We start from the raw sequence: 24,553 nt of genomic DNA on the forward strand, positions 1-24,553 counted from the left end.
CGCCCCCTGCACCCCTGCTTCCGGGGCTTCGCCCCTGGCCCCCGTTGTCGCGGCTTCGCCGCTCGTCCTCAAGCGCCGGACGGGCTGGATCGGCGCGCCACTTCAGCCCGTCCGGCGTTTGAGGACTCCGCCCGGAGGGCGGATGGGGTCCGGGGTTTCCCCGGAAGAAACGGTGAAAGGGCGGGACCGGGGCAAGCATCCAGCCTGTCCGGCGTTTGAGGACAGCGCCCGCAGGGCGCTTCAGGGGGCCAGGGGGCGCAGCGCCCGGTGGGGCGCAGGGGCGAAGCCCCGCCCACCGCGCGGCAGCGCGGGACCTCCCCCACCGCGCGGCAGCGCGGGCCCGGCTCCCGCGCGCGGCAGCGCGCCAGCGAGGTGCCGCAGGGGCGCCGCCCCTGCGAAAACGGATTAGGGCGGGGCAGTGGCAAGCCTCCCGACCGGTAAGAATGTCGCGTGCTCACCGACCTGTTCACCCCCTCCGTCCAGCATTGGCTGGACATCGCCGGAATCTTCGTCTTCGCCATCTCCGGCGCCCTCCTCGGCGTCCGCAAGAACTTCGACGTCTTCGGCATGGCCGTGCTGGCGGAGGTCACGGCCCTGGGCGGCGGACTCTTCCGGGATCTGGTCATCGGCGCCGTGCCCCCGGCCGCCTTCACCGACCTGGGTTACTTCCTCACCCCGCTCATCGCCACGCTCATCGTCTTCTTCCTCCACCCGGAGGTGGAGCGGATCACCGCCGCGGTGAACGCCTTCGACGCCGCCGGCCTCGGCCTGTTCTGCGTCACGGGCACGGTCAAGGCGTACGGGCACGGCCTGGGGCTGACCCAGTCGGCCACCCTCGGCCTGGCGACGGCCGTCGGCGGCGGAGTGCTGCGCGACGTCCTGGCGCACGAGGTGCCGTCGCTGTTGCGCTGGGACCGCGACCTGTACGCCGTCCCCGCCATGGTCGGCGCCGCACTCGCCGCGCTGCTCCTGCGCGAGGACGCCCTCCACGGGCCCACCATCGCGATTCCGGTGGTCACGGCCTGCGGCCTGCGGCTGCTCGCGATGCACTTCCACTGGCGCGCCCCGCGCGCCTGGCACCGCCGGTCCGCGGCCGCCGAAGAAGAAGCTACCCGTGGGTAACTTTCCGGTGTAGCGTGCGCCCATGGCACAGGCACCCATCGGCAGCAGCGAGTTCGACAGGGACACCGCGGTCGTCCCCCGGGCCGCCGGCACCCACGACGTCCGCGTCTGTGCGGGCTGGACCCTCTTCGGCGCCGCCAACGGCGGCTACCTCCTCGCCACCGCGGCCCGCGCGCTGGGCGACACCCTCCCGCACCCACACCCGTTCACCATCACCGCCCACTACCTGAGCGTCACCCGCCCCGGCCCCGCGGTCGTCCGCAGCCAGGTCGTCCGCACCGGCCGGACGCTCTCCACCGGCCAGGCGAGTCTCTTCCAGACCGCCCCGGACGGCACCGAGACCGAGCGGCTGCGCGTCCTGGCCACCTACGGGGACCTGGACGCGCTCGACGGCGACATCCGCACCACGGCCAAACCGCCGTCCATACCGCCGTACGAACACTGCGTCGGCGGCACGCCCGAAGGCTTCGGCGACGACGGCTTCCTCTCCCGCATCGACCTGCGGCTCGACCCGGCCACGGCCGGCTGGGCGGTGGGCCGGCCCGGCGGCGGGTCGGAGATGCGCGGCTGGTTCGGCTTCGCCGACGGCCGCGACCCCGACCCGTACTCCCTGCTCCTGGCCGCCGACGCGCTGCCGCCCACCCCCTTCGACCTGGGGATGTCCGGCTGGGTGCCCACGGTGGAACTCACCGTGCACCTCCGCCGGCGCCCCGCCCCGGGCCCGCTGCGGATCTCGGTCGTCACCCGCAACCTGGCGAGCGGCTTCCTGGAGGAGGACGGCGAGATCTGGGACGCCGAGGACCGGCTCGTCGCCCAGTCCCGGCAGCTCGCGCGGCTGCGGGACCGCACCTGAGCCAGGGGCTACTTCACCTCGCGCCCGGTCCGGGCCGCCAGCCGGGTGTGCACGTCCGCGCCCTCGGGGGCGGGCCGGGCCGGCTCGAAGGCGCCCTTCCGGCCCTCGGCCGGGACCGCGGCCTCGGCCGTGGCGAGCGCGAAGGCGGACAGCTCCGGGTCGAGCGCGGCCGGGCGGCCCAGGGCCTCGTTGAGGTCCCAGGTGTGCGTGACGGTCTCCAGGACGAAGAAGGCGACCGCGCCGTACGCGGGGGACGTGCCCCACGGAGCGCTGAACGGGCCGGCGAGCCGGGCCTCGTCCTCCCACTCCGCGACGAGCCGGGCACCGGCCGCGGCGAGCGTGTCCGCCCAGCCGTCGTCGGCGATCTCCGGGAGGGCGGGCGCACCCGGCTGGATCCCGCCGGCGGCGGCCCCCTCCGCGAACTTGGTCCAGGCGCCGAGGAGGTGCCGCAGCAGCCCCCGTATGTCGAAGTCGCCGCAGGGGGTCCGCTCGCCGAGGCGGCCGGTCCCCACGGCCGCCACGAGGGCGTTCATCTGCTCGACTGCGCCCCGCAGCTGGGGGCGCGGGTCGGTAACAGGCTGGGCGTCGGTCACGGGCGGCTCTCCTCGTGGATGGCGGACGGTACGGCCGGAGGAGAGCCTGCCTGCGCGGATGCCGCCGTGCCCAGTCGTTTCCGGCCAAATGTCAGGTCGGCCGCCGGGCCGGACGCATGGTCCGCACCACCGGGTACGGCACCCGGCGGCGGCTCGTAGAATCGTGCCCACCATGGCCTACCTCGACCACGCCGCCACCACTCCGATGCTTCCCGAGGCGGTGCAGGCGATGACCGCCCAGTTCGCCGTCGCCGGGAACGCCTCCTCGCTGCACGCCGCGGGGCGCCGCGCGCGCCGCGCCGTCGAGGAGTCCCGCGAGGCCCTCGCCGCCTCCCTCGGCGCCCGCCCCAGCGAGGTCGTCTTCACCGCGGGCGGCACGGAGGCCGACAACCTCGCGGTCAAGGGGATGTACTGGGCCCGCCGGGCCGCCGACCCCGCGCGCACCCGCGTCCTCGCCAGCCCCGTCGAGCACCACGCCGTCCTCGACGCGGTGGACTGGCTCGCCGCGCACGAGGGCGCCACCGTCGAGTACCTGCCGGTGGACGCGTACGGGCGGGTGCACCCCGACGCGCTGCGCGAGGCGATAGAACGCAACCCCGCGGACGTGGCGCTGGCCACCGTCATGTGGGCCAACAACGAGATCGGCACCATCATGCCGGTCCGCGAACTCGCCGGTGTCGCCGCGGAGTTCGGCATCCCGCTGCATGCCGACGCCGTGCAGGCCGTCGGCCAGCTGGACGTCGGCTTCGCCGACTCCGGGCTGGCCGCGATGACGGTCAGCGCCCACAAGATCGGCGGCCCGTACGGCGTCGGCGCCCTGCTGCTGGGCCGCCGCCACGCCCCCGTACCGCTGCTGCACGGCGGCGGCCAGGAGCGGCACGTGCGCTCCGGCACGCTGGACGTCCCCGGCATCGCGGCCTTCGCCGTGGCCGGCACGCTCGCCGCCGAGCGCCGCCCGGACTTCGCCCGGGAGGTCGGCGCCCTCCGCGACCGGCTGATCGCCGGGGTCCTGGCCGCCGTCCCGGACGCGGTCCTCGGCGGCGACCCCGACCCGGCGGGCCGGCTGCCCGCCAACGCCCACTTCTCCTTCCCCGGCTGCGAGGGCGACTCCCTGCTGCTGCTCCTGGACGCCCAGGGCATCGAGTGCTCCACCGGCTCCGCCTGCACGGCCGGCGTCGCCCAGCCCAGCCACGTCGTCCTGGCCACCGGCACCGATCCGGAGCTGGCCCGGGGCACGCTGCGCTTCTCCCTGGGGCACACCTCGACGGAGGCGGACGTGGACGCGGTCGTGGCGGCGATCGGCCCGGTGGTGAAGCGGGCGAGGAGCGCGGGCCTGAGCTGACCCCCGGGAAACCCGTTTACCCGGCGCGGGCGGGCCCCCGTACTCTGGAGGGGCTATGACTGACTTCCCGGGTGCACCCGACCTCAACGCCCCCCGCAAGGGGCTCCGCGTCCTGGCCGCCATGTCCGGCGGCGTCGACTCCGCCGTCGCGGCGGCCCGCGCGGTCGAAGCCGGCCACGACGTGACCGGGGTGCACCTGGCGCTCTCCGCGAACCCGCAGTCCTTCCGCACCGGCGCCCGCGGCTGCTGCACGATCGAGGACTCCCGCGACGCCCGCCGCGCCGCCGACGTCATCGGCATCCCCTTCTACTGCTGGGACCTGGCCGAGCGCTTCCGCGAGGACGTCGTCGAGGACTTCGTCGCCGAGTACGAGGCCGGCCGCACCCCCAACCCCTGCCTGCGCTGCAACGAGAAGATCAAGTTCGCGGCGCTGCTGGACAAGGCCCTCGCCCTCGGCTTCGACGCCGTCTGCACCGGCCACTACGCCACGGTCGTGCTGAACGAGGACGGCACCCGCGAGCTGCACCGCGCGAGCGACATGGCCAAGGACCAGTCGTACGTCCTCGGCGTCCTCGACGAGCGCCAGCTCGCCCACGCCATGTTCCCGCTCGGCGACACCCTCACCACCAAGGACGAGATCCGCGCCGAGGCGGAGCGGCGCGGCCTGGCCGTGGCCAAGAAGCCGGACAGCCACGACATCTGCTTCATCGCCGACGGCGACACCCGCGGCTTCCTCGCCGCCCGCCTCGGCCGGGCCGAGGGCGACATCGTCGACGAGACGGGCGCCAAGGTCGGCACCCACGAGGGCGCCTACGGCTACACCATCGGCCAGCGCAAGGGCCTGCGCATCGGCCACCCGGCGCCCGACGGCAAGCCGCGCTACGTCCTCGACATCTCCCCGGTGAACAACACGGTCACGGTCGGCCCGGTGGAGGCGCTGGACGTCTCCGCCCTGACCGCGATCAAGCCGCGCTGGTGCGGCACCGCCCCGTCCGGCCCCGGCACCTACACCGCCCAGCTCCGCGCCCACGGCGGGGAGACGGAGGTCACGGCGGAGCTGATCGGCGACGAGCTCCAGGTGCGCTTCGAGGAGCCGGTGCGGGGCGTGGCCCCGGGCCAGGCGATCGTCCTCTACGACGGCACGCGCGTCGTCGGCTCGGCGACGATCGCGACGACGGAGCGGGCGGTGGCCGCGCGGTAGACGCCGCCGCTACGGGGCGCCCAGCCCGTGCCCGGTGGTCACGTCGATGTGGCCGGGTATCGCCTCGTGCCGGTCGCCGACCGTCGGCGTCCCGGCGGGCTCGAACATCAGGATCGACGCGCCGTCGGGTGCGGACGGCCGGTGCTCCGTGCCCCGGGGCACGGTGAAGACCGAGCCGCGCGGCAGACGTACCGTGCGCTCCCCGCCCGCCTCGCGCAGCGAGATGAGCAACTCCCCCTCCAGGACCAGGAAGAACTCGTCGGTGTCGTCATGGGCGTGCCAGATGTGCTCGCCGCCGACCTTGGCGACGCGGACGTCGTAGTCGTTGACGCGGGTCACGATGCGCGGGCTCCACAGGGCGTCGAAGGAGGCCAGGGCGGTGTCGAGGGAGAGGGGTCCGTTGCTCATGGAGTGATCCTCGGCCTGGGGGAACACCTCGCGTGAGTGCTAGGAATCGCATATGCCGCAAGAATCCTCGCACCGTGTCGTGCACCGCGTCGTGGTCGTCGTCGACGAGAACTCCAACCCCTTCGAACTCGGCTGCGCCAGCGAGGTGTTCGGCCTCCGCCGCCCCGAGCTCGGCCGTGACCTCTACGACTTCCGGCTCTGCTCGCCGGCGCCGCGCACCCCGATGCGGGACGGCTTCTTCACCCTGACCGGGGTCGCGGGACTCGAAGCGGCCGACACGGCGGACACCCTGATCGTCCCCAACCGCCCCGACGCGGACGTCCCCCGCCGCCCCGCCGTCCTCGACGCGATCCGGCGGGCGCACGCGCGCGGCGCGCGGCTGGTCGGCTTCTGCAGCGGCGCGTTCACCCTCGCCGAGGCCGGGGTCCTCGACGGCCGCCGGGCCACCGCGCACTGGCAGTGGGCGGACGCCTTCCGGGCCCGCTTCCCCGCCGTCCGCCTGGAGGAGAACGTCCTCTTCGTCGACGACGGGGACATCCTCACCGCCGCGGGCAGCGCGGCCGCGCTCGACCTCGGGCTGCACATCGTCCGCCGCGACCACGGCGCGGACGTCGCCAACTCCGTCAGCCGGCGGCTGGTCTTCGCGGCCCACCGCGACGGCGGCCAGCGCCAGTTCGTCGAACGTCCCGTGCCCACCGCGCCGGACGAGTCCCTCGCACCGGTCACCGCCTGGGCGCAGGAACGCCTGGACGCCCCCCTGACGGTCGCGGACCTGGCGGCCCGCGCCGCCGTCAGCCCGGCGACCCTGCACCGCCGCTTCCGCGCCCAGCTGGGCACGACCCCGCTGGCCTGGCTCACCCGCGAACGCCTCGCCCTGGCCTGCCGGATGATCGAACGCGGCGAGTCCCGCTTCGACCTCGTGGCCCGCCGCAGCGGGCTGGGCACCGCGGCCAATCTGCGCGCCCTGATGCGCCGCGAGACGGGGCTGACGCCGTCGGCGTACCGGGGGAGGTTCGGGCCGGGGGCGGCGGCTCGTCCCTGAGCCGCTCCGCGCCGTCTACGCCCGGGCGGCCACCGCTCCGCCCGCGCCCGGCAGGACCGCCCGGACGCGGAAGCCGCCGTCGTCCGCCGGGCCCGCCTCGAACGCGCCGCCGAGCTGTTCGGCGCGTTCGCGCAGGCCCGTCAGGCCGTGGCCGCCGGAGGGGAGGAGGGCTTCGGGGGAGCTCTCCCCGGCCGCGCTGTGGATGTCGACGATCAGGGCCGGGCGGCCGGCGCGGTCGGCCGTCTCCACGGTGACCGTGACCTTCGCCCCCGCGGCGTGCTTCCGCGCGTTCGTCAGGGCCTCCTGGACCGTGCGGTAGGCGGCCTCCTCCACGGCGGGGGGCCATTTCACCGAGGTGACGGCCGGCAGGTCGGCGTGGAGGACGGTCTCCAGGGCGCTGGAGGAGAGGAGAGCGGGCAGGCCCGTCAGCCGGGGGGTTTCGGCGGGGACGGAGCGCAGGACGCCGACCAGGCCGCGGAGTTCGCTCAGGGCCGTGGCGCCCAGTTCGCGGATGATGCCCGCCGTCTCGCGGGCCGCCGGCTCGGACGCCGTGCGCTGGAGCGCGCCGGCCTGCACGGTCAGCAGGCTGACCTGGTAGGAGACGACGTCGTGCATCTCCCGTGCCAGACGGGTGCGTTCGGCGACGGCCGCGCGCTCGGCGATGAGCTCGGCCTCGCGCCGGTGGGCGCGGCGGAGCTCGTCGATGTGGCGGGCGAGCTCGCGGCGGGCGCGGTTGAGGCGGCCCACGGCCGTGGGTCCCGCCGTCATGAGGGCGGAGGAGACCGCCCCGTAGAGGATGCCGCCGGCCAGCGGGTGGCCGGTGAACAGCGAGGGCCACCAGGGGCCCAGGGAGGCGAGGAAGAAGACGAGGGCCCAGGCGGCGGCCGTTCGCCGCTGCCGCGTCCGCGCCACCTCGTACAACGCCACCATGGGGGCGATGAGGAGGTGTCCGGTGAAGGTGACGGGAAGGGCGGCCGCGAGGACGGTGACGGGGAAGCGGCGGCGGAGGAAGAGGGCGCCGACCGTCGCCGCGTAGAGGACGGTCTCACCGGTGCCCACCAGCGGGCGCATGGCCATGACTTCGGCGGCCGCGACCGGGAGGAGGGCCAGGTCGCGGAGTAAGGAGGAGCGGGGGAAGGACCGGGGGACGGACCGGGGGAGTCTCACGGGGCGGGCTCCGGGTCCATGCGGACGAGCCCGTAGTGGTGGGCGAGGACCGCGGCCTGGACGCGGTTGGCCGTGCCGAGCTTGGCGAGGATCGCGCTGACGTGGTCCTTGGCGGTCGCCGTGCCCATCAGCAGGGCGGTGCCGATCTCGGCGTTGGACCGGCCCTGGGCGAGGAGGGCGAGCACGTCGCGCTCCCGGTCGGTGAGGGAGGCGAGGCGGGAGGCCAGCGGGCCGTGGCCGTTGGCCCGCAGATAGCCCCCGACGACACTGTCGGCGACGGCGGGGGACAGGATCGTCCCGCCGGACGCCAGGACGCGCACGGCGCTGGCGAGTTCGTCGGGGACAGTGTCCTTGACCAGGAAGCCGGAGGCCCCGGCGCGCAGGGCGGGGGCGATGTCCTCGTCGGCGGCGAAGGTGGTGAGCATCGCCACCACCGGCGGGTCCGGGAGGGCGAGGAGGGAGGAGAGCACGGAGATCCCGTCGGCCTCGGGCATGCGGATGTCCAGCAGGACGACGTCGGGGCGGTGACGGACCGCCATCTCCACGGCCTGCGGGCCCTCGCATGTGACCGGAACCTCGATATCCGGTTCCGCTTGCAGGATGCTGCGTATCCCGGCGCGCAGCAGCCTCTCGTCGTCAACGACCATGACGCGGATCACTATCACCACTCCTGCGCTGATTCTGGCGAGGAAATATAACAACCGCCCGGCTTGGTCCGGACCACACCCCCGCCGACCGGCGGTCGGGAACCGACGGTCGGCGGGTGCCGCCGGGGTGGTGCGGGAGGGCAGGATGGGGCGAGGGGGAAGAACGGGGGGAGTCCGCGCGCCTGACGGGGGGTTGCGCGCGGATGCGTCGGGGGCGGGTCAGCTGTACGGCCGGAGGGGGGTGTACAGACGGCCCGCCTCCCCGGCGGTACGTGTCCCCGTCGTACGTGTTCCCCGGCGCCCGCGCGCCCGCGTTCCCGCCCGTGTTCCCGCGCGCGTCCCCGGCGCGCCGCCGCGTAGGGCAAGCTGGAGCCCATGGCAACACATGTGATCACCGGTGCCGGATCGGGCATCGGCGCGGTCGTGGCCGAGCGGCTGCACGCGCGCGGGGACGAGTTGTACCTGTTCGCCCGGGACGCGGGGCGGGCCAAGGAGCTCGCGGCGCGCTTCCCCGGGGCCCGTACGCTCGTCGGCGACCTCGCCAACCCCGACCGGCTGTCCTGGGCGCTGAGCCACCAGGCCCTGCCCGAACGCGTCGATTCGCTGCTGCACATCGCCGGCGTCGTCGACCTCGGCCCGGTCGGCGAGCTGACCCCGAAGACGTGGACGCACCAGCTGGCCGTCAACCTCGTCTCCCCGGCCGAGCTGACCCGGCTGCTGCTGCCGCAGCTGCGCGTCTCCAAGGGCAACGTGGTCTTCGTCAACTCCGGCGCCGGGCTCAACGCCGGCCCGCAGTGGAGCGCGTACGCCGCGAGCAAGCACGGCCTCAAGGCGCTCGCCGACTCGCTGCGCGGCGAGGAGCAGGCCAACGGGGTGCGGGTGACGAGCGTCTACCCGGGGCGCACGGCCACCGCGATGCAGGCGAAGGTGCACCAGCAGGAGGGCAAGGAGTACGAGGCCGAGCGCTGGATCGACCCGGCCTCGGTCGCCACCACCGTGCTGATGGCCGTCGACCTGCCCCGGGACGCGGCCATCAACGACATCACGGTCCGGCCGGGGTTCTGAGCGTGACGGCCGCGGCCTCGGCCAGGGACATACGGTTCCTGGTCGTCGAGCTCGGCAGGCGGATGGACGCGCACCGGCGCACCCGCATCGCCGAGTTCGGGCTCACCCTGACCCAGGCCAAGGCCCTGGAGGAGCTGGGCGATCCCAGGACGGCGCGTGAGCTGGCCGCGGTGCTCGGCTGCGAGCCGCCCAACGTCACCTACATCGTGGACAAACTGGAGGGGCGCGGGCTGGTCGTCCGCGCGCCGCACCCGCAGGACCGGCGGGCCAAGCGGCTCGTCCTCACCGGGGCGGGGCGGGAGATGCGGCTGAAGCTGCTGCTGCGGATGGGGCAGGACTCGCCGCTGGACCACCTCGCGCAGGAGGAGCTGGACGAGCTGCGGGACCGGTTGTCCCGGGCGCTGGAGGGCCCTCGGGGCGAGGGGTCTCGTACCCTGCCTGCGTGAGTGAGAAGAGCAGTATCGAGGTCGGGCCCGGGACCGCCACCGGCGTGGGGTCCATGCCCGGGACGGACGCCCGGGAGGCGGCCAAAACGGTCACGGGGTCGCTGGAGACCCTTCCGTATCTGCCGGAGCTGCCCGCGCGCGGGCCCGGGGCGGACATGATCGGCCGGACGGCCGGGCTGCTGGTGGAGGTCTTCGCCCAGGTCGAGCCCAGCGGCTGGCGGATCGCCGACCGGCCGGGCCGCGACACCCGGCGGGCGCACTCCTGGCTGCGCGAGGACCTGGACGCCCTGGAGGAGTTCACCCAGGGGTACGAGGGCGCGCTCAAGGTGTCGGCCGTCGGCCCGTGGACGCTGGCGGCGGCGCTCCAACTGCGCGGCGGAGAAGCCGCGTTGGCCGACCCGGGGGCCTGCCGGGAGCTGACCGCCTCGCTCGCGGAGGGGCTGCGCGGGCACCTCGCCGAGCTGCGCCGCCGGGTGCCCGGGGCCCGGCTCGTGCTCCAGCTCGACGAGCCGTCGCTGCCGGCCGTGCTGCGCGGCCAGGTGCGCACGGCCAGCGGCTACCGGACCCACCGGGCCGTCGACCGGGCCGTCGTCGAGGGCGCGCTGCGGGACATCGCCGCGGTCGCGCACGGGGCGGAGGGCTCCCTCGTCGTCCACTCGTGCGCCCCCGGTGTGCCCTTCGCGCTGCTCCGGCGGGCCGGTGCGGCCGGAGTCTCGTTCGATTTCTCGTTGATCACCGAGCGTGAGGACGAGGCGCTCGGCGAGGCCGTGGAGGCCGGGACGAAGCTCTTCGCGGGCGTCGTGCCCGGCGTCGACGGCCCGTTGTCCGACCCTGCCGGTAGCGTCATGGGGGTCAGGACGCTGTGGCGCAGGCTGGGGCTGTCACCGGAGGCTCTCGCGGAGTCCGTGGTGGTCACCCCGTCGTGCGGACTCGCGGGCGCTTCGCCCGCATATGCCCGTACGGCCCTCGCCCACTGCGTCCGGGCGGCACGATCACTCGCGGACAACCCGGAGTGACGGCGCGCATGGAGCAACGGGAGGACGAGACGGTGGCTGTCGAACAGGGCGGCGGACTCACGGCGGAGGTGCGGGAGCGGCACGCCCTTCTCGCCGAGCAGATCGAGGAGCACCGCTTCCGGTACTACGTGAACAACGCCCCGGTCATCAGCGACGCCGAGTTCGACGTGCTGATGCGCTCCCTGGAGGCCCTGGAGGAGGAGCATCCGGAGCTGCGCACGCCCGACTCGCCGACCCAGAAGGTCGCCGGTTCGTACGAGACGGAGTTCACGGCCGTCGAGCACCGCGAGCGCATGCTGTCCCTGGACAACGCCTTCGACGACGAGGAGCTGGCGGCCTGGGCCGAGCGCATCGCCAAGGACATCGGCGAGGGCTCGCGCTACCACTTCCTCTGCGAGCTCAAGGTGGACGGCCTCGCCGTCAACCTCACCTACGAGCACGGCCGGCTCACCCGCGCCGCCACCCGCGGCGACGGCCGCACCGGCGAGGACATCACGCCCAACATCCGCACCATTTCCGAGATCCCGCACCGCCTGCGGGGCGACCGGATCCCGGCCCTGGTCGAGGTGCGCGGCGAGGTCTACTTCCCGATGGAGAAGTTCGAGGAGCTCAACGCCCGCCTGGTGGAGGCCGGAAAGCCGCCCTTCGCCAACCCGCGCAACGCGGCGGCCGGTTCGCTGCGCCAGAAGGACCCGCGCGTCACCGCCACCCGCCCGCTGCACATGGTGGTGCACGGCGTCGGCGCCCGCGAGGGCTTCGACATCGACTGCCAGTCCCACGCCTACGAGCTGCTCAGCGAATGGGGCCTGCCGACCGCCGCCCACGCCGAGGTCGTCGACTCCCTCGACGGCGTGCGGAAGTTCATCGCGCACTACGGCAAGCCCAAGGTGCGCCACTCCATGGAGCACGAGATCGACGGCGTCGTCGTCAAGCTCGACGAGGTGCCCCTCCAGGGCCGCCTGGGCTCCACGGCCCGCGCCCCGCGCTGGGCCATCGCCTGGAAGTACCCGCCCGAGGAGGTCAACACCAAGCTCCTCGACATCCGCGTCGGCGTCGGCCGCACCGGCCGCGTCACCCCGCAGGCCGTCGTCGAGCCCGTCACCGTCGCCGGCTCCGAGGTCGAGTTCGCCACCCTGCACAACCAGGACGTCGTCAAGGCCAAGGGCGTCCTCATCGGCGACACGGTGGTGCTGCGCAAGGCCGGCGACGTCATCCCCGAGATCCTCGGCCCCGTCGTCGACCTCCGGGACGGCACCGAGCGGGAGTTCGTGATGCCCGCCGAGTGCCCCGAGTGCGGGACGGGGCTGCGCCCCATGAAGGAGGGCGACATCGACCTCCGCTGTCCCAACGCCCGCTCCTGCCCGGGCCAGATCCGCGAGCGCGTCTACTACCTCGTCGGCCGCGAGTGCCTCGACATCGAGAACTTCGGCTACGTGGCCGCCTCCGCCCTCACCCAGCCCCTGGAACCGGCCACTCCGCCGATGCTGAACGAGGGGGATCTGTTCGATCTGACGATCGAAGAGCTGCTGCCCATTCGGTCATATGTGCGGGATCCGGACAGCGGCCTGCCCAAGCGCGACCCCAAGACCGGCGAGGAGAAGATCGTCCCCTACTTCGCCACCAAGGAGGGCAACCCCAAGAAGAACACGGTCGCGATGCTGGAGAACATCGAGGCCGCGAAGCAGCGCCCGCTGGCCCGGATCATCAACGGGCTGTCCATCCGCCACGTCGGCCCCGTCGCCGCCGCCGCGCTGGCCCGCGAGTTCCGGTCACTGGACCGGCTCGCCGAGGCCACCGAGGAGGAACTCGCCGCCGTGGACGGCGTGTCCGGCACCATCGCCACCGCCGTCCGCGAGTGGTTCGCCGAGGACTGGCACCGCGAGATCATCGAGAAGTGGCGGGCCGCCGGCGTCCGGATGGAGGAGGAGGCCGCCGCCGACGAGGGCCCGCGCCCGCTGGCCGGCCTGACCGTCGTCGTCACCGGCACCCTCGCCTCGTACACCCGCGACGCGGCCAAGGAGGCGCTCCAGCAGCAGGGCGCCAAGGTGACCGGATCGGTTTCGAAGAAGACCGACTTCGTGGTCGTCGGTGACAACCCCGGCTCCAAGTACGACAAGGCGATGCAGCTGAAGGTGCCCGTGCTGGAGGAGGACGGCTTCGCCGTGCTGCTCGCGGAGGGCCCCGAGGCCGCCCGCGCGGCCGCCGTTCCCCAGGAGGCCGCCCCGGCGGGCTGAGCCCTCCGGGGACAACCCCCGTACCCCCGGCCGGACGCGTCCTCCCGGGGGTACCCCCGCCAGGGGCGGGCACACCGGTGGCCCGCCCCGGCAACGCGGGGCGAATCCCGGTAATGCCCGCAGGGCCAGTGGGCATTACCCCTACAGCGCTTACCAGATGGCTGCGCCAGGCCGGATCCCGTTCGGGCAACCGCTGCCGATCGCTGCCCGTCGTAGCCTTCTGCGGCCTACTGTTGAGATGTGCGCCTGCCGTGGCGCGGGCACCGCCGGCTGTGAGAGGGACGGGCATGAAACCCACCACCGACAGCGCCGAACCGGCATCGCGACTGCGCCGGGACCCTCCGCCCGCGCTTCCGGTGGTCTGCGTTCCGCTCGCGCTGCTGGTCCTCGCCCTCGGGATCCGGCACGCCGCCGCCGAGGACCGCGCGCTCTTCCCCGGACAGACCGTCGGCTGGTCCCTGGCCACGCTGACCGCGCTCATCGTCGCCCACCTGGTCGCGCTCGGCCGCGACCGCTGGTGGGGCGGCACCGGCTCCGGCGCCGCCCTCACCCTGGCGGTCCTGCTGCTCTACGGCTGGCTGCCCGCCGCCCTGATCAGCATCGCCGTCGTCACCTTCGTCGGCACCGCCCGCCGGCACCGCTGGCGCCAGGCGTTACTCCACTGCGCCGTCGACGTCCTCGGGGTCGCCGCGGGCGGCTTCGCGCTCACCGCGTGGGGCGTCCACGCCTCCGTCGAACAGCCCTGGCTGCCCGACCGCTGGGAGCTCGACGACCTCCCCCGGATCTCCCTCGCGGCCTTCCTCTACCTGGCCGTCACCCGCGCCCTGCTCTGGCGCCACCTCGCCCCGCCGCACGCCCGGCTCACCGGCGCCATGGCCCGCCTCGCCCTGCTGCGGCAGGCGCTCGTCGGCGGCGCCCTGCTCGGCATCGCCCCGCTGATCGCGGTCGTCGCCGACCACGCCCCGCTGCTGCTGCCGCTGTTCGCCGTTCCGCTCATAGCCCTCGACTCCACCCTCTGGATCGCCCACGCCCGGGCCGAGGAGCAGCTCCGCGACCCCCTCACCGGACTCCCCAACCGGCTCTGTCTGCTGGAGCGGACCTGGGCCGCGATCGACGAGGCCGAGCAGACCGGCGAGCGCGCGGCCCTCGTCCTGATCGACCTCGACCGCTTCCGGTCCGTCAACGACACGCTCGGCCACCTCGCCGGGGACCGGCTGCTCCTCCAGATCGCCGCCCGGCTGCGGCAGGCGCTGCCCCGCGACGCGGAGGCCGCCCGCCTCGGCGGCGACGAGTTCGCCGTCCTGCTCCCCGTCGCCGACTCCCTGACGAGTGCTCAGCGCGTCGCCCGCGGTCTGGTGGCGGCCCTCGGCTCGCCCCTCGACCTCGACGGCCTCACCCTCGTCCTGGAGGCCAGCGCCGGCGTCGCCGTCTACCCCGACCACGCCACCGACGCCGAAGGGCTGCTGCGCCGCGCCGACGTGGCGATGTACCAGGCCAAGCGGGACCGCAGCGGCGTCGAGGTCTACGAGGCCCGGCGCGACGGCAACACCCCCGACCGGCTGGGCCTGTTGGGCGATCTGCGCCGGGCGCTCGACGCCGGCGAGGTGGAGCTGCACTACCAGCCGAAGGTCCGCTTCGACGGGCACGTCGAGGGCCTGGAGGCGCTGGTGCGCTGGGTCCACCCCGAGCGCGGCCGGGTCTCCCCGGACGAGTTCATCGCCATCGCCGAGTCCTCCGGGCTGATGCCCCGGCTCACGGAGTATGTGCTGGAGACGGCTCTCGGGCAGGTCGCGCGCTGGCGGGCGATGGGGCTGGAGGTGCCGGTCGCCGTCAACGTCTCGCCGCGCGACGTCCACACGCCCGGCTTCGCGGGGGCGGTCGCCGCCCGGCTGGCCCGGCACGGCGTCCCGCCGGGGGCGCTCCAGCTGGAGATAACCGAGCACGTCCTGCTGGAGGACCCGCAGCGGGCCGCCGACACGCTCGCCGGGCTCACCGGGCACGGCGTGAAGATGTCCCTGGACGACTTCGGCACGGGCTATTCGTCGCTGGTCCACCTGCGGCGGCTCCCGGTCAGCGAGCTCAAGATCGACCGCTCCTTCGTGGCCCGGCTGGCGATCGACAACGAGGACGCGGAGATCGTCCGCTGCACGCTGGACCTGGCGCACTCCCTGGGACTGCTCGTCGTTGCGGAGGGCGTCGAGGACGACGAGACCTGGGAGCGCCTGCGCGACCTGGGCTGCGACGCGGTGCAGGGGTGGCTGGTGGCGGCGGCGATGCCGCCGGAGGAGACGACGGCGTGGCTGCGGCTGCGGGAGGGGACGGCGGTGTCCGCGCCGGCGGCGGCTCCGGCGGCGCCGGCGGCGGGGGCGGACCAGCCGGTCACCTAAGGGTTTTCTCCCCGCCCCGCCCTTTCACCGTTTCTCGCGCGCTGCCGCGCGGGGCAACGCGGCTGCGCCGCGTTCGTCCTCAAACGCCGGACGGGCTGATTTTTCAGCCTGTCCGGCGCTTGAGGACAATGCGGCGAAGCCGCATTGCGGGGCCGTGGCACAGCGCCCGAGCGAATACGTTTCGCGCCCCGCGCGGCCCGCCCCATAGGATTGGGCGGAAACCACCACACTCACCCTGAGGATCGCTGCATGCCTGGCATCACGCGCGAGGAGGTCGCTCACCTCGCCCGGCTGGCACGTCTTGAGCTGAAGGACGAAGAGCTCGACCACTTCGCCACCCAGCTCGACGACATCATCGGCGCGGTCGCCCGCGTCTCCGAAGTCGCCGAACAGGACGTCCCGCCGACCTCCCACCCGCTGCCGCTGACCAACGTCATGCGCGCCGACGAGGTCCGTCCGTCGCTGAGCCCCCAGCAGGCGCTCTCCGGCGCCCCGGCCCAGGAGCAGCAGCGTTTCAAGGTGCCGCAGATCCTGGGGGAGGACTAACACCTCATGACGGACATGATCATCAAGCTCACGGCCGCGGAGATCGCCGAGAAGATCGCCTCCGGCGAGCTCACGGCCGTCGAGGTCACCGAGGCCCACCTGGCCCGCATCGACGCGATCGACGAGAAGGTGCACGCCTTCCTGCACGTCGACCGCGAGGGCGCCCTCGCCCAGGCCCGTGCCGTGGACGAGAAGCGCGCCCGCGGCGAGAAGCTCGGCCCGCTGGCCGGCGTCCCGCTCGCGCTGAAGGACATCTTCACCACCGAGGGCGTGCCGACCACGGTCGGCTCCAAGATCCTCGAAGGCTGGATCCCGCCGTACGACGCGACGCTCACCAAGCGCCTCAAGGACGCGGACGTCGTCATCCTCGGCAAGACGAACATGGACGAGTTCGCCATGGGCTCGTCCACCGAGAACAGCGCCTACGGCCCGACCGGCAACCCCTGGGACCTGACCAAGATCCCCGGCGGCTCGGGTGGCGGTTCCTCCGCCGCGCTCGCCTCCTTCGAGGCCCCGCTCGCCATCGGCACGGACACCGGCGGTTCCATCCGCCAGCCCGCCGCCGTCACCGGCACGGTCGGCGTCAAGCCGACCTACGGCGCGGTCTCCCGCTACGGCATGGTGGCGTTCTCCTCCTCCCTCGACCAGGGCGGCCCCTGTGCCCGCACGGTCCTGGACGCGGCCCTGCTGCACGAGGTCATCGCCGGCCACGACCCGCTGGACTCGACGTCCATCGACGCCCCGGTCCCGCCGGTCGTCGAGGCCGCGCGCAACGGCGACGTCAAGGGCATGCGCGTCGGCGTCGTCAAGCAGTTCCGCGGCGAGGGCTACCAGGCCGGTGTCCTGCAGCGGTTCGACGAGTCCGTCGAGCTGCTCAAGGAGCTCGGTGCCGAGGTCGTCGAGGTGGACTGCCCGTCCTTCGACCTCGCGCTGGCCGCGTACTACCTGATCGCGCCGTCCGAGTGCTCCTCGAACCTCGCCCGCTTCGACGGCCTGCGCTACGGCCGCCGCGCCGGCGACGACGGCACCCGGTCCGCCGAGGACGTCACGGCGCTCACCCGCGAGGCCGGCTTCGGCCCCGAGGTCAAGCGCCGTGTGATGCTCGGCACGTACGCGCTCAGCTCCGGCTACTACGACGCGTACTACGGCTCCGCCCAGAAGGTCCGCACCCTGATCACGCGGGACTTCGAGAAGGCCTTCGAGCAGGTGGACGTCATGGTCTCGCCGACCACGCCGACCACCGCCTTCGCGATCGGCGAGCGCGCCGACGACCCGATGGCGATGTACCTCGCGGACCTGTGCACCATCCCGACCAACCTGGCGGGCAACGCGGCCATGTCGCTGCCGTGCGGCCTCGCCCCGGAGGACGGGCTCCCGGTGGGGCTCCAGATCATCGCCCCGGCCATGAAGGACGACCGGCTCTACAAGGTCGGCGCCGCCGTCGAGGCCGCGTTCAACGACCGCTGGGGCCACCCGCTGCTGGAGGAGGCACCGTCGCTGTGAGCACCGAGACCAAGAGCAGTGCGCTGAAGAAGGCCAAGGGCTTCAAGAAGTCCAAGGCCGGCACGTATCTGTCCATCGGCACCACGCTGTTCGGCGCGGTGAGCATCGCCAAGCAGGCCAAGAAGGCGCGCCACGAGCAGGACACGCTCCAGCTCGTCGACGCGGTCGTCTCGGCCGCCGCCATCGTCACCGGCGTCGCCCTGCTCGTGCGGGAGCTGCGCCGTATGAACAGCGACGACGTCCTCGCGGGCTGAGCCGGGACTTGAGAGGTTAGTTTCGTGACCGTCACCGAACTGGTGCCCTACGAGGACGCGTTGGCGTCCTACGACCCCGTCATGGGCCTGGAGGTCCATGTCGAGCTCGGCACCAAGACCAAGATGTTCTGCGGGTGCTCCACGGAGCTGGGCGCCGACGCCAACTCGCAGACCTGCCCCACCTGCCTCGGCCTGCCCGGCGCGCTCCCGGTCGTCAACGCCATCGGCGTCGAGTCCGCGATCAAGATCGGTCTCGCGCTGAACTGCGAGATCGCCGAGTGGTGCCGCTTCGCCCGGAAGAACTACTTCTATCCGGACATGCCGAAGAACTTCCAGACCTCCCAGTACGACGAGCCGATCGCCTTCAACGGCTACCTCGACGTGCAGCTGGAGGACGGCGAGATCTTCCGCGTGCAGATCGAGCGCGCCCACATGGAGGAGGACACCGGCAAGTCCACGCACGTGGGCGGCGCCACCGGCCGTATCCACGGCGCGTCCCACTCCCTGCTCGACTACAACCGGGCCGGCATCCCGCTCATCGAGATCGTCACCAAGCCGATCGAGGGCGCGGGCGAGCGGGCCCCCGAGGTCGCCAAGGCGTACGTCGCCGAGCTGCGCGAGCTCATCAAGGCGCTCGGCGTCTCCGAGGCCCGCATGGAGATGGGCCAGATGCGCTGCGACGTCAACCTGTCGCTGCGCCCGCACGGCACCGAGAAGTTCGGCACCCGCTCGGAGACGAAGAACGTCAACTCCCTGCGGTCCGTCGAGCGCGCCGTGCGCTACGAGATCGGCCGCCACGCCGGCGTGCTGAACGCGGGCGCGAAGGTGGTGCAGGAGACCCGTCACTTCCACGAGGAGGACGGCTCCACCACCGCCGGCCGCATCAAGGAAGAGGCCGAGGACTACCGCTACTTCCCCGAGCCGGACCTGGTCCCGGTGGCCCCCTCCCGCGAGTGGGTCGAGGAACTGCGCGCCGCCCTGCCGGAGTTGCCGCGCGTGCGCCGCAACCGGCTCCGCGAGGAGTGGGGCGTCTCCGAGCACGACATGCAGTCGATCCTCAACGCGGGCGCGGTCGACCTGATCGTCGCCACCATCGAGGCCGGCGCGGACTCCGCCGCCGCCCGCAAGTGGTGGATGGGCGAGCTGGCCCGCAGCGCCAACGAGGCCGGTACGGACCTCGCGGCGCTGCCGATCACCCCGGCGCAGGTCGCCCGGGTCGCGGCGCTGGTCGCCGAGGGCTCGCTCAACGACAAGCTGGCCCGCCAGGTCATCGAGGGCGTGCTCGCGGGCGAGGGCGACCCCGACGCGGTCGTCGAGAGCCGCGGCCTGAAGGTCGTCTCGGACGACAGCGCGCTGGGCGCGGCCGTGGACGAGGCCATCGCGGCCAACGCGGCGATCGCGGACAAGATCCGCGCGGGCAAGGTCGCGGCGGCGGGTGCGCTGGTCGGCGCGGTCATGAAGGCCACGCGCGGCCAGGCGGACGCGGCGCGGGTGCGCGAGCTGATTCTTGAGCGGTTGGGCGTCGAGGGCTGACGCTTCGGCTTCGGCTTCGGTGAAAGGGCCGTTCCCCTCCGGGGGAGCGGCCCTTTCCCTATGGCGTGATTAGTCGCACTTGGCTGGAATCGCTCGCTCTGTTCCTTGGGTGGTGGAACGGTCCGGCATGATCCCGCCTGGAACGGGCCGGACCGCGCGCCCGTACTCGATGGCTGGGGGTAGCAATGCGACGGTTGAGGACCGCACTGGCCACGCTCGTGCTGGCGGGCGCCGGGCTGGCGGCGGCCACGGGGGCTGTCGCGTCGGAGACGGCGAAGGGTGCCGGTGACGCGACGGGCGCCAGCTGCCGCATCGGCTGGGGCAGCCGCACCAAGGCCCGCACCGACTCCGAGTACCACCCGCTGACGGACGTCCGGGCCGGCCGTCACCGCTGCTTCGACCGCATGGTCTTCGACGTCCACACGACCGACGGTCACCCGATCGGGTACCGGGTGGGGTATGTGGGGAGGCTGTATCAGGACGGTTCCGGGAGCGCGGTGCCGGTGACCGGCGGGGCGATCCTGGAGATCCGGGTGGCGGCGCCGAGCCACGACCCCGAGACGGGCGGCCCGAGATACCCGGCCCGGCCGGGGCGTCCGCTGCCCGGGGTGGACCTCACGGGATACCGGACGTTCCGGGATGCGCGGTTCGGGGGGAGTTTTGAGGGGGAGACGTTGGTGGGGTTGGGGGTGCGGTCGCGGTTGCCGTTCCGGGCGTTTCAGACGGGGAATCATGTGGTGGTGGATGTTGCCCATACGTGGCATACGTTCCGCTGAGGTGGGGGTTTGCTCCCCGCCCCGCCCTAATCCGTTTTCGTAGGGGCTGCGCCCCTGCGGTACCCCGCGCCCGCGCTTCGCGCGGGTGGGCGGGGCTTCGCCCCTGCGCCCCACCGGGGGCTGCGCCCCCTGGCCCCTGAAGCGCCCTGCGGGCGCTGTCCTCAAGCGCCGGACGGGCTGGTTTGTGCGCCCGGGCCGGATTTCCCGCGTGGGGATTTCAGGCGTGAGGTTTTCAGGCGCGGGCGCGCACTCCAGCCTGTCCGGCGCTTGAGGACGAGCGGCGGAGCCGCGACAACGGGGTCCGGGGCGGAGCCCCGAAAAGGGGGCCAGGGGCGAAGCCCCGGGAGCAGGGGTGCAGGGGGCGCAGCCCCCGCCGGGGAGCAGGGGCGGAGCCCCGCCCACCGCGGCTGCGCCGCGGTGCCGGGCCCCGGGGCGGAGCCCCGGAGGAAACGGTGAAAGGGCGGGGCCGGGGCAAACCCCTCTCCCGCCACCACCCTGTGGCCTCCGCCACAAAAGGGACAAAAGATCTCCCCCGCCTGCCACAGTGGACCGCCAAAGCCCCGCGCACGTGCCACCCGGCGTGATCGGCGCGACCACGACACCCGGGAACCAGGGAATGACCTCACTCGCCCGGTGGTGCCTGCGCCGCCGCCTCGTCGTCATCGTCATGTGGCTCGCCGTCCTCGCGGGGACCACCGTCGCCGCCACCCTCGCCGGTTCCGCCTACTCCGACGACTACCGGATGCCGGACACCGAATCCGGCCGGGCCACCGCCCTGTTGGAGCGCGACTTCCCGGTGCACGGAAGCGACGACACGATCGTCTGGCACACCGACCGCGAGACCGTCCGCACCCCGGCCGTCGAACAGCGCATGACCGCCGCCCTCCGCGAGGTCGCCGCGCTCCCGGGCGTCGCCGCGGTCGGCAGCCCGTACAAGAGCGGCGGCGGCGGTGCGATCAGCCCGGACGGGCACACCGCCTACGCCACGCTGACCTTCGCGAACACCACCGGTGACCCCGACCCCGCCCAGGTCCGCAAGGTCGTCGACACCGCCCGCGCCGCCACCGGGAACGGCCTCGACGTCGCCCTCGGCGGCAGCTCGATCGCCGTCACCGAGGGCTCGGACGGCCACCTCAGCGAGATCATCGGCGTCGCCGTCGCCGCCGTCGTCCTCCTCGTCGTCTTCGGTTCGCTCGCCGCCAGCCTGCTGCCGATCGCGACCGCCCTCGTCAGCGTCGGTACGGCCGCCATGGGCACCGTCCTGCTGAGCCATGTCATGACGGTCGCCGGTTTCGCGCCCATGCTGGGCACCCTCATCGGGCTCGGGGTGGGCATCGACTACGCCCTGTTCATCGTCACCCGGCACCGCAAGGGGCTGCGGCAGGGCCTGCCGGTCCCGCTCGCCGCCGAACGGGCCGTGGCCACCACCGGGCGGGCCGTCGTCTTCGCCGGCGGCACGGTCTGCGTGGCGCTGCTGGGGATGCTGATCCTGGGGCTGGACTTCCTGGTCGGCGTCGCCCTCGCTGCCTCGCTCACCGTCGTCCTCACGGTGGCCGCGTCCGTCACCCTGCTCCCGGCCCTGCTCGGCCTCATCGGCCACCGCGCGCTGGGCCGCCGCGAGCGCCGCCGGCTGGCGCACGACGGCCCCCTCCGGGAGGAGGCCCCCACGGGCCCGGCCGCCCGCTGGTCCGCCTTTGTGGAGCGCCACCCCAAGGCGCTCGGCGCGCTGGCCGCCGTCGTGATGCTCGTCCTCGCCCTGCCCACGCTCTCGCTCCGCCTCGGCACCTCCGACCAGGGCACCAACCCCGCGTCCGCCACCACCCGGCAGGCCTACGACATGATCGCCGAAGGCTTCGGCCCCGGCGTCAACGGCCCGCTGCTGCTCGTCGCCGAACTCGACGGCGCCGCCGACCGCGTGGCCTTCGACCGGCTCCCCGACCGCCTCCGCCGCACCGACGGCGTCGCCTCCGTCGGCCGCGCACAGCTGAACGGCGGCGGCTCCACCGGCGTCATCACCGTCGTCCCCACCACCTCCCCGCAGTCCCGCGCCACGAGCGACCTCGTCGACCGGCTGCGTTCGGAGGTGCTGCCCAAGGCCGGGCTGCCGGTCCACGTCGGCGGGCCGACCGCCGGCTACGACGACTTCGCCCGCGTCGTCCTCGGCAAACTCCCGCTGTTCGTGGGCACGGTGGTGGGCCTGGGCTGTCTGCTCCTGCTGTTCGCCTTCCGCAGCGTCGGCATACCGCTGAAGGCCGCGGCCATGAACATCGCCGCCGTGGCCGCCTCGTTCGGACTGATCGTCGCGGTCTTCCAGTGGGGCTGGGGCAGCGAACTCCTCGGCCTGGGACGGGCGGGGCCCATAGAACCCTTCCTCCCCGTCGTCATGATCTCCGTCCTCTTCGGACTCTCCATGGACTACCAGGTCTTCCTGGTCAGCCGGATGTACGAGGAGTGGCTCGCCACCCGCGACAACTGCCGCGCCGTACGCGTCGGCCTGGCCGAGACGAGCAGGGTCATCAACTCGGCCGCCATCATCATGATCTCGGTCTTCCTCGCCTTCGTCCTCAGCGGCGACCGGGTGATCGCGATGTTCGGCATCGGCCTGGCGGCGGCGGTCGCCCTGGACGCGTTCGTCCTGCGCACCCTGCTCGTCCCCGCGCTGATGCACCTGCTCGGCGGCGCCAACTGGTGGCTGCCGCGCCGCCTGGAGCGATGGCTCCCGCGGTTCAGCATCGAACCGCGGGAGCCCGTGACGCCGCCGGAACGCGTACCGGTCTAGGCCGCGGGCACGAGCCGCGCGTGCTCCACCGCGGCCTCCGCCAGCGCCCGGACGACCGGGTGCGCCCGCGTCCCGTCGCCCGCCAGCTCCGGCTGGAACAGCGTCGCCAGGAAGAACGGGTGTCCCGGCAGCTCCGCGATCCGGATGCCGCCCTCCTCGTCGTGACCGCTGAACCGCAGCCCGGCGGCGGTCAGTTCGGCCGCGCGGGCGGGGTCCAGGGCGTACGCGCAGTGGTAGCGCTCGACGGTGCGCCCCGCCCCGATCACCCGCCCGGCCAGGCTGTCCGGCGTCACGACGACCGGCCCCTCGTGCCCGACCAGCGAACAGGCCAGCGGCACGATCAACGCGTCCTCGGCCGCCGGGTCGTTCTCCGCGTGGGACACCGCCAGCCCGCACACGTCCCGCGCGAACTCCAGCACCGCGTGCTGGAATCCGCCGCACGTCCCCAGGAACGGGATGCCCCGCTCGCGCGCGGTGCGGACGGCCGCGACCGCCCCCGCCTCGCTCCGGTACGGACTGCCCGGCAGCAGCCAGACGGCGTCGAACCCGTCGAGCGCGCCCGGGACTTCGGCCTCCTCGGTCGGGATCCAGTAGGCGTCCAGCGTCAACCGGTCGCGCCGGTCGAGGGATTCGAGGAGGCCGGGGACGCGGGCGTGGGAACGGACGGCGGGCGAACGGTCGCCGACGAGGGCGAGGCGTGGTGTGGTGGTCATGGCCCCATCCTGGCCGGGCGGGACCGATCACCGCCAACGATGATTTCTACAGGCTCCATTAGCGATACTGATGTCCATGGATCCCCATCTCCTCCGGACGTTCGTCGCCGTGGCGCGCCACGGCTCGTTCTCGGCGGCGGCCCGTGAACTCGGCTATACGCAGTCGGCCGTCTCCCAGCACATCGCCGCGCTGGAGTCCGACCTCGGGACGGCCCTGCTGGGCCGCCGCCCGGTGGCGCCCACGGAGGCGGGGGAGCGGCTCCTCGAACACGCCGGGCCGCTGCTGCTGCGGCTCGACGCGGCGCGGGCGGACATCGCCCGGCTCGGCGCGGCGCCGTCGGCCCGGCTGACCGTCGGCGTCTCGCCCCTGGCCACAGGGGCTCTGGATCGACTGCCCGCCGACCGGACCGGCTTGATACGGGTGCTGGACCGCGCGGCGATCCCCGCCGCCGTCTCGTCCGGCGAACTCGACCTCGGTCTGGTCGACGGCATGACGGGTCCCAGCGACCCGCTTCCCCTCCCGGAGACCGGCCCTCTGACCGCCACGGTCGTCGAGGAGTCCCCCCTGTGCGTGGCCCTGCCCGCCGGGCATCCCCTGGCCCGCCGCACGGGCCTGTGCCTGCCCGACCTCGCCGACGCGCTGTGGATCGACGCTCCCGGCACGGCCGTTCCGCTGGACCGGCTGCGCGCGGTGTGCGGCCCCGGGGCGTACCGGGCGCGGCTGCGCTACGAGGGGACGGATGTGCGGGGCCTGCTCGCGCTGGTGGCCGCGGGGCGGGGGCTGGCGACGCTGCCGGGCGCGGCGGTGGCGGGGCGTGACGATGTCGTGGGGGTACCGGTCGTCGCGCCGCGGCTGGTGCACCGCGTGGAGGCGCTGCGCACCGGGACGGGCTCCCCGGTCTTCTGACGAATCGCCGGCCCGTGCG

At 73.7% G+C, this 24,553-nt stretch carries 22 protein-coding genes; 17 read left to right on the top strand and 5 right to left on the bottom strand.

Features of this window, described 5'->3' with window-relative positions; all coding sequences use genetic code 11:
- The first annotated feature begins 450 nt into the window (after positions 1–450).
- Together AB8735_RS26260 and AB8735_RS26265 are read left to right on the top strand one after the other, a co-directional pair.
- Positions 451–1,122: a trimeric intracellular cation channel family protein gene (locus tag AB8735_RS26260; RefSeq protein WP_372409782.1), complete on the top strand. Its 672-nt coding sequence runs from the start codon at positions 451–453 to the stop codon at positions 1,120–1,122.
- A gap of 22 nt (positions 1,123–1,144) precedes the next feature.
- Positions 1,145–1,975, top strand: coding sequence for a thioesterase family protein (locus tag AB8735_RS26265; RefSeq protein ID WP_372409783.1), 831 nt, complete (start codon positions 1,145–1,147; stop codon positions 1,973–1,975).
- Positions 1,976–1,983: 8 nt separating this feature from the next.
- Here AB8735_RS26265 and AB8735_RS26270 read toward each other — a convergent pair whose 3' ends face one another.
- Positions 1,984–2,568, bottom strand: coding sequence for a TIGR03086 family metal-binding protein (locus AB8735_RS26270; RefSeq protein ID WP_372409785.1), 585 nt, complete (start codon positions 2,566–2,568; stop codon positions 1,984–1,986).
- Between the two features lie 172 nt (positions 2,569–2,740).
- On the opposite strand from AB8735_RS26270, the gene AB8735_RS26275 reads away from it, so the two are divergent.
- Together AB8735_RS26275 and mnmA are read left to right on the top strand one after the other, a co-directional pair.
- Entirely contained in the window at positions 2,741–3,910 is a 1,170-nt protein-coding gene (locus AB8735_RS26275) for a cysteine desulfurase family protein (protein ID WP_344019500.1), read from the top strand.
- Between the two features lie 55 nt (positions 3,911–3,965).
- On the top strand, positions 3,966–5,111 hold the full coding sequence (mnmA, locus tag AB8735_RS26280; RefSeq protein ID WP_344019502.1) for a tRNA 2-thiouridine(34) synthase MnmA: 1,146 nt from the start codon (positions 3,966–3,968) through the stop codon (positions 5,109–5,111).
- Positions 5,112–5,120: 9 nt separating this feature from the next.
- On the opposite strand, the gene AB8735_RS26285 is transcribed toward mnmA, so the two are convergent.
- On the bottom strand, positions 5,121–5,519 hold the full coding sequence (locus AB8735_RS26285; protein ID WP_372409787.1) for a cupin domain-containing protein: 399 nt from the start codon (positions 5,517–5,519) through the stop codon (positions 5,121–5,123).
- 52 nt (positions 5,520–5,571) lie between these two features.
- Between AB8735_RS26285 and AB8735_RS26290 the strand changes: the two genes are divergently transcribed.
- The gene (locus AB8735_RS26290; protein WP_372409789.1) at positions 5,572–6,561 is read left to right on the top strand and encodes a GlxA family transcriptional regulator; all 990 of its coding nucleotides are present in this window, start codon (positions 5,572–5,574) and stop codon (positions 6,559–6,561) included.
- A 15-nt stretch (positions 6,562–6,576) separates the two neighbouring features.
- Here the strand turns inward: AB8735_RS26290 and AB8735_RS26295 are convergent, their stop codons facing one another.
- Positions 6,577–7,728: a histidine kinase gene (locus AB8735_RS26295; protein WP_344019508.1), complete on the bottom strand. Its 1,152-nt coding sequence runs from the start codon at positions 7,726–7,728 to the stop codon at positions 6,577–6,579.
- A complete protein-coding gene (locus AB8735_RS26300) occupies positions 7,725–8,393 on the bottom strand; it encodes a response regulator (protein WP_372409791.1) in 669 nt (222 codons plus the stop codon). Before AB8735_RS26300 ends, AB8735_RS26295 begins: the two co-directional genes overlap by 4 nt.
- A gap of 357 nt (positions 8,394–8,750) precedes the next feature.
- On the opposite strand from AB8735_RS26300, the gene AB8735_RS26305 reads away from it, so the two are divergent.
- From AB8735_RS26305 to AB8735_RS26355, 11 genes are all read left to right on the top strand, one after another.
- Entirely contained in the window at positions 8,751–9,440 is a 690-nt protein-coding gene (locus AB8735_RS26305; RefSeq protein ID WP_344019512.1) for an SDR family oxidoreductase, read from the top strand.
- A 2-nt stretch (positions 9,441–9,442) separates the two neighbouring features.
- Positions 9,443–9,886 carry a MarR family transcriptional regulator gene (locus AB8735_RS26310; protein ID WP_344019514.1) on the top strand — a complete coding sequence of 148 codons (444 nt, stop codon included), beginning with the start codon at positions 9,443–9,445 and terminating at the stop codon, positions 9,884–9,886.
- Positions 9,883–10,902, top strand: coding sequence for a methionine synthase (locus AB8735_RS26315; protein WP_372409793.1), 1,020 nt, complete (start codon positions 9,883–9,885; stop codon positions 10,900–10,902). The genes AB8735_RS26310 and AB8735_RS26315 overlap by 4 nt, the downstream gene beginning before the upstream one ends.
- Positions 10,903–10,910: 8 nt before the next feature.
- Positions 10,911–13,136: an NAD-dependent DNA ligase LigA gene (gene ligA / locus AB8735_RS26320; RefSeq protein WP_344019518.1), complete on the top strand. Its 2,226-nt coding sequence runs from the start codon at positions 10,911–10,913 to the stop codon at positions 13,134–13,136.
- A 287-nt stretch (positions 13,137–13,423) separates the two neighbouring features.
- On the top strand, positions 13,424–15,523 hold the full coding sequence (locus AB8735_RS26325; RefSeq protein ID WP_372409795.1) for a putative bifunctional diguanylate cyclase/phosphodiesterase: 2,100 nt from the start codon (positions 13,424–13,426) through the stop codon (positions 15,521–15,523).
- Between the two features lie 249 nt (positions 15,524–15,772).
- Positions 15,773–16,069, top strand: a complete 297-nt coding sequence (gene gatC / locus AB8735_RS26330) for an Asp-tRNA(Asn)/Glu-tRNA(Gln) amidotransferase subunit GatC (RefSeq protein ID WP_372409797.1) — start codon at positions 15,773–15,775, stop codon at positions 16,067–16,069.
- A gap of 6 nt (positions 16,070–16,075) precedes the next feature.
- The gene (gene gatA / locus AB8735_RS26335; RefSeq protein ID WP_344019524.1) at positions 16,076–17,572 is read left to right on the top strand and encodes an Asp-tRNA(Asn)/Glu-tRNA(Gln) amidotransferase subunit GatA; all 1,497 of its coding nucleotides are present in this window, start codon (positions 16,076–16,078) and stop codon (positions 17,570–17,572) included.
- A complete protein-coding gene (locus AB8735_RS26340; RefSeq protein WP_344019526.1) occupies positions 17,569–17,826 on the top strand; it encodes a hypothetical protein in 258 nt (85 codons plus the stop codon). The genes gatA and AB8735_RS26340 overlap by 4 nt, the downstream gene beginning before the upstream one ends.
- 24 nt (positions 17,827–17,850) lie before the next feature.
- Positions 17,851–19,359 (top strand): Asp-tRNA(Asn)/Glu-tRNA(Gln) amidotransferase subunit GatB, encoded by a 1,509-nt coding sequence (gene gatB, locus AB8735_RS26345; RefSeq protein ID WP_344019528.1) that lies wholly within the window; start codon positions 17,851–17,853, stop codon positions 19,357–19,359.
- 185 nt (positions 19,360–19,544) lie between these two features.
- Positions 19,545–20,135: a hypothetical protein gene (locus AB8735_RS26350; protein ID WP_344019530.1), complete on the top strand. Its 591-nt coding sequence runs from the start codon at positions 19,545–19,547 to the stop codon at positions 20,133–20,135.
- A 616-nt stretch (positions 20,136–20,751) separates the two neighbouring features.
- Positions 20,752–22,914, top strand: coding sequence for an MMPL family transporter (locus tag AB8735_RS26355; protein ID WP_372409799.1), 2,163 nt, complete (start codon positions 20,752–20,754; stop codon positions 22,912–22,914).
- On the opposite strand, the gene AB8735_RS26360 is transcribed toward AB8735_RS26355, so the two are convergent.
- Positions 22,911–23,627 (bottom strand): hypothetical protein, encoded by a 717-nt coding sequence (locus tag AB8735_RS26360; protein WP_344019534.1) that lies wholly within the window; start codon positions 23,625–23,627, stop codon positions 22,911–22,913. The genes AB8735_RS26355 and AB8735_RS26360 overlap by 4 nt on opposite strands.
- Positions 23,628–23,703: 76 nt before the next feature.
- Between AB8735_RS26360 and AB8735_RS26365 the strand changes: the two genes are divergently transcribed.
- Entirely contained in the window at positions 23,704–24,534 is an 831-nt protein-coding gene (locus AB8735_RS26365) for a LysR family transcriptional regulator (protein WP_372409801.1), read from the top strand.
- Positions 24,535–24,553: the final 19 nt, after the last annotated feature.

Origin of the sequence: Streptomyces luteireticuli, from assembly GCF_041519305.1 — a bacterium.
GTDB lineage: Bacteria > Actinomycetota > Actinomycetes > Streptomycetales > Streptomycetaceae > Streptomyces > Streptomyces luteireticuli.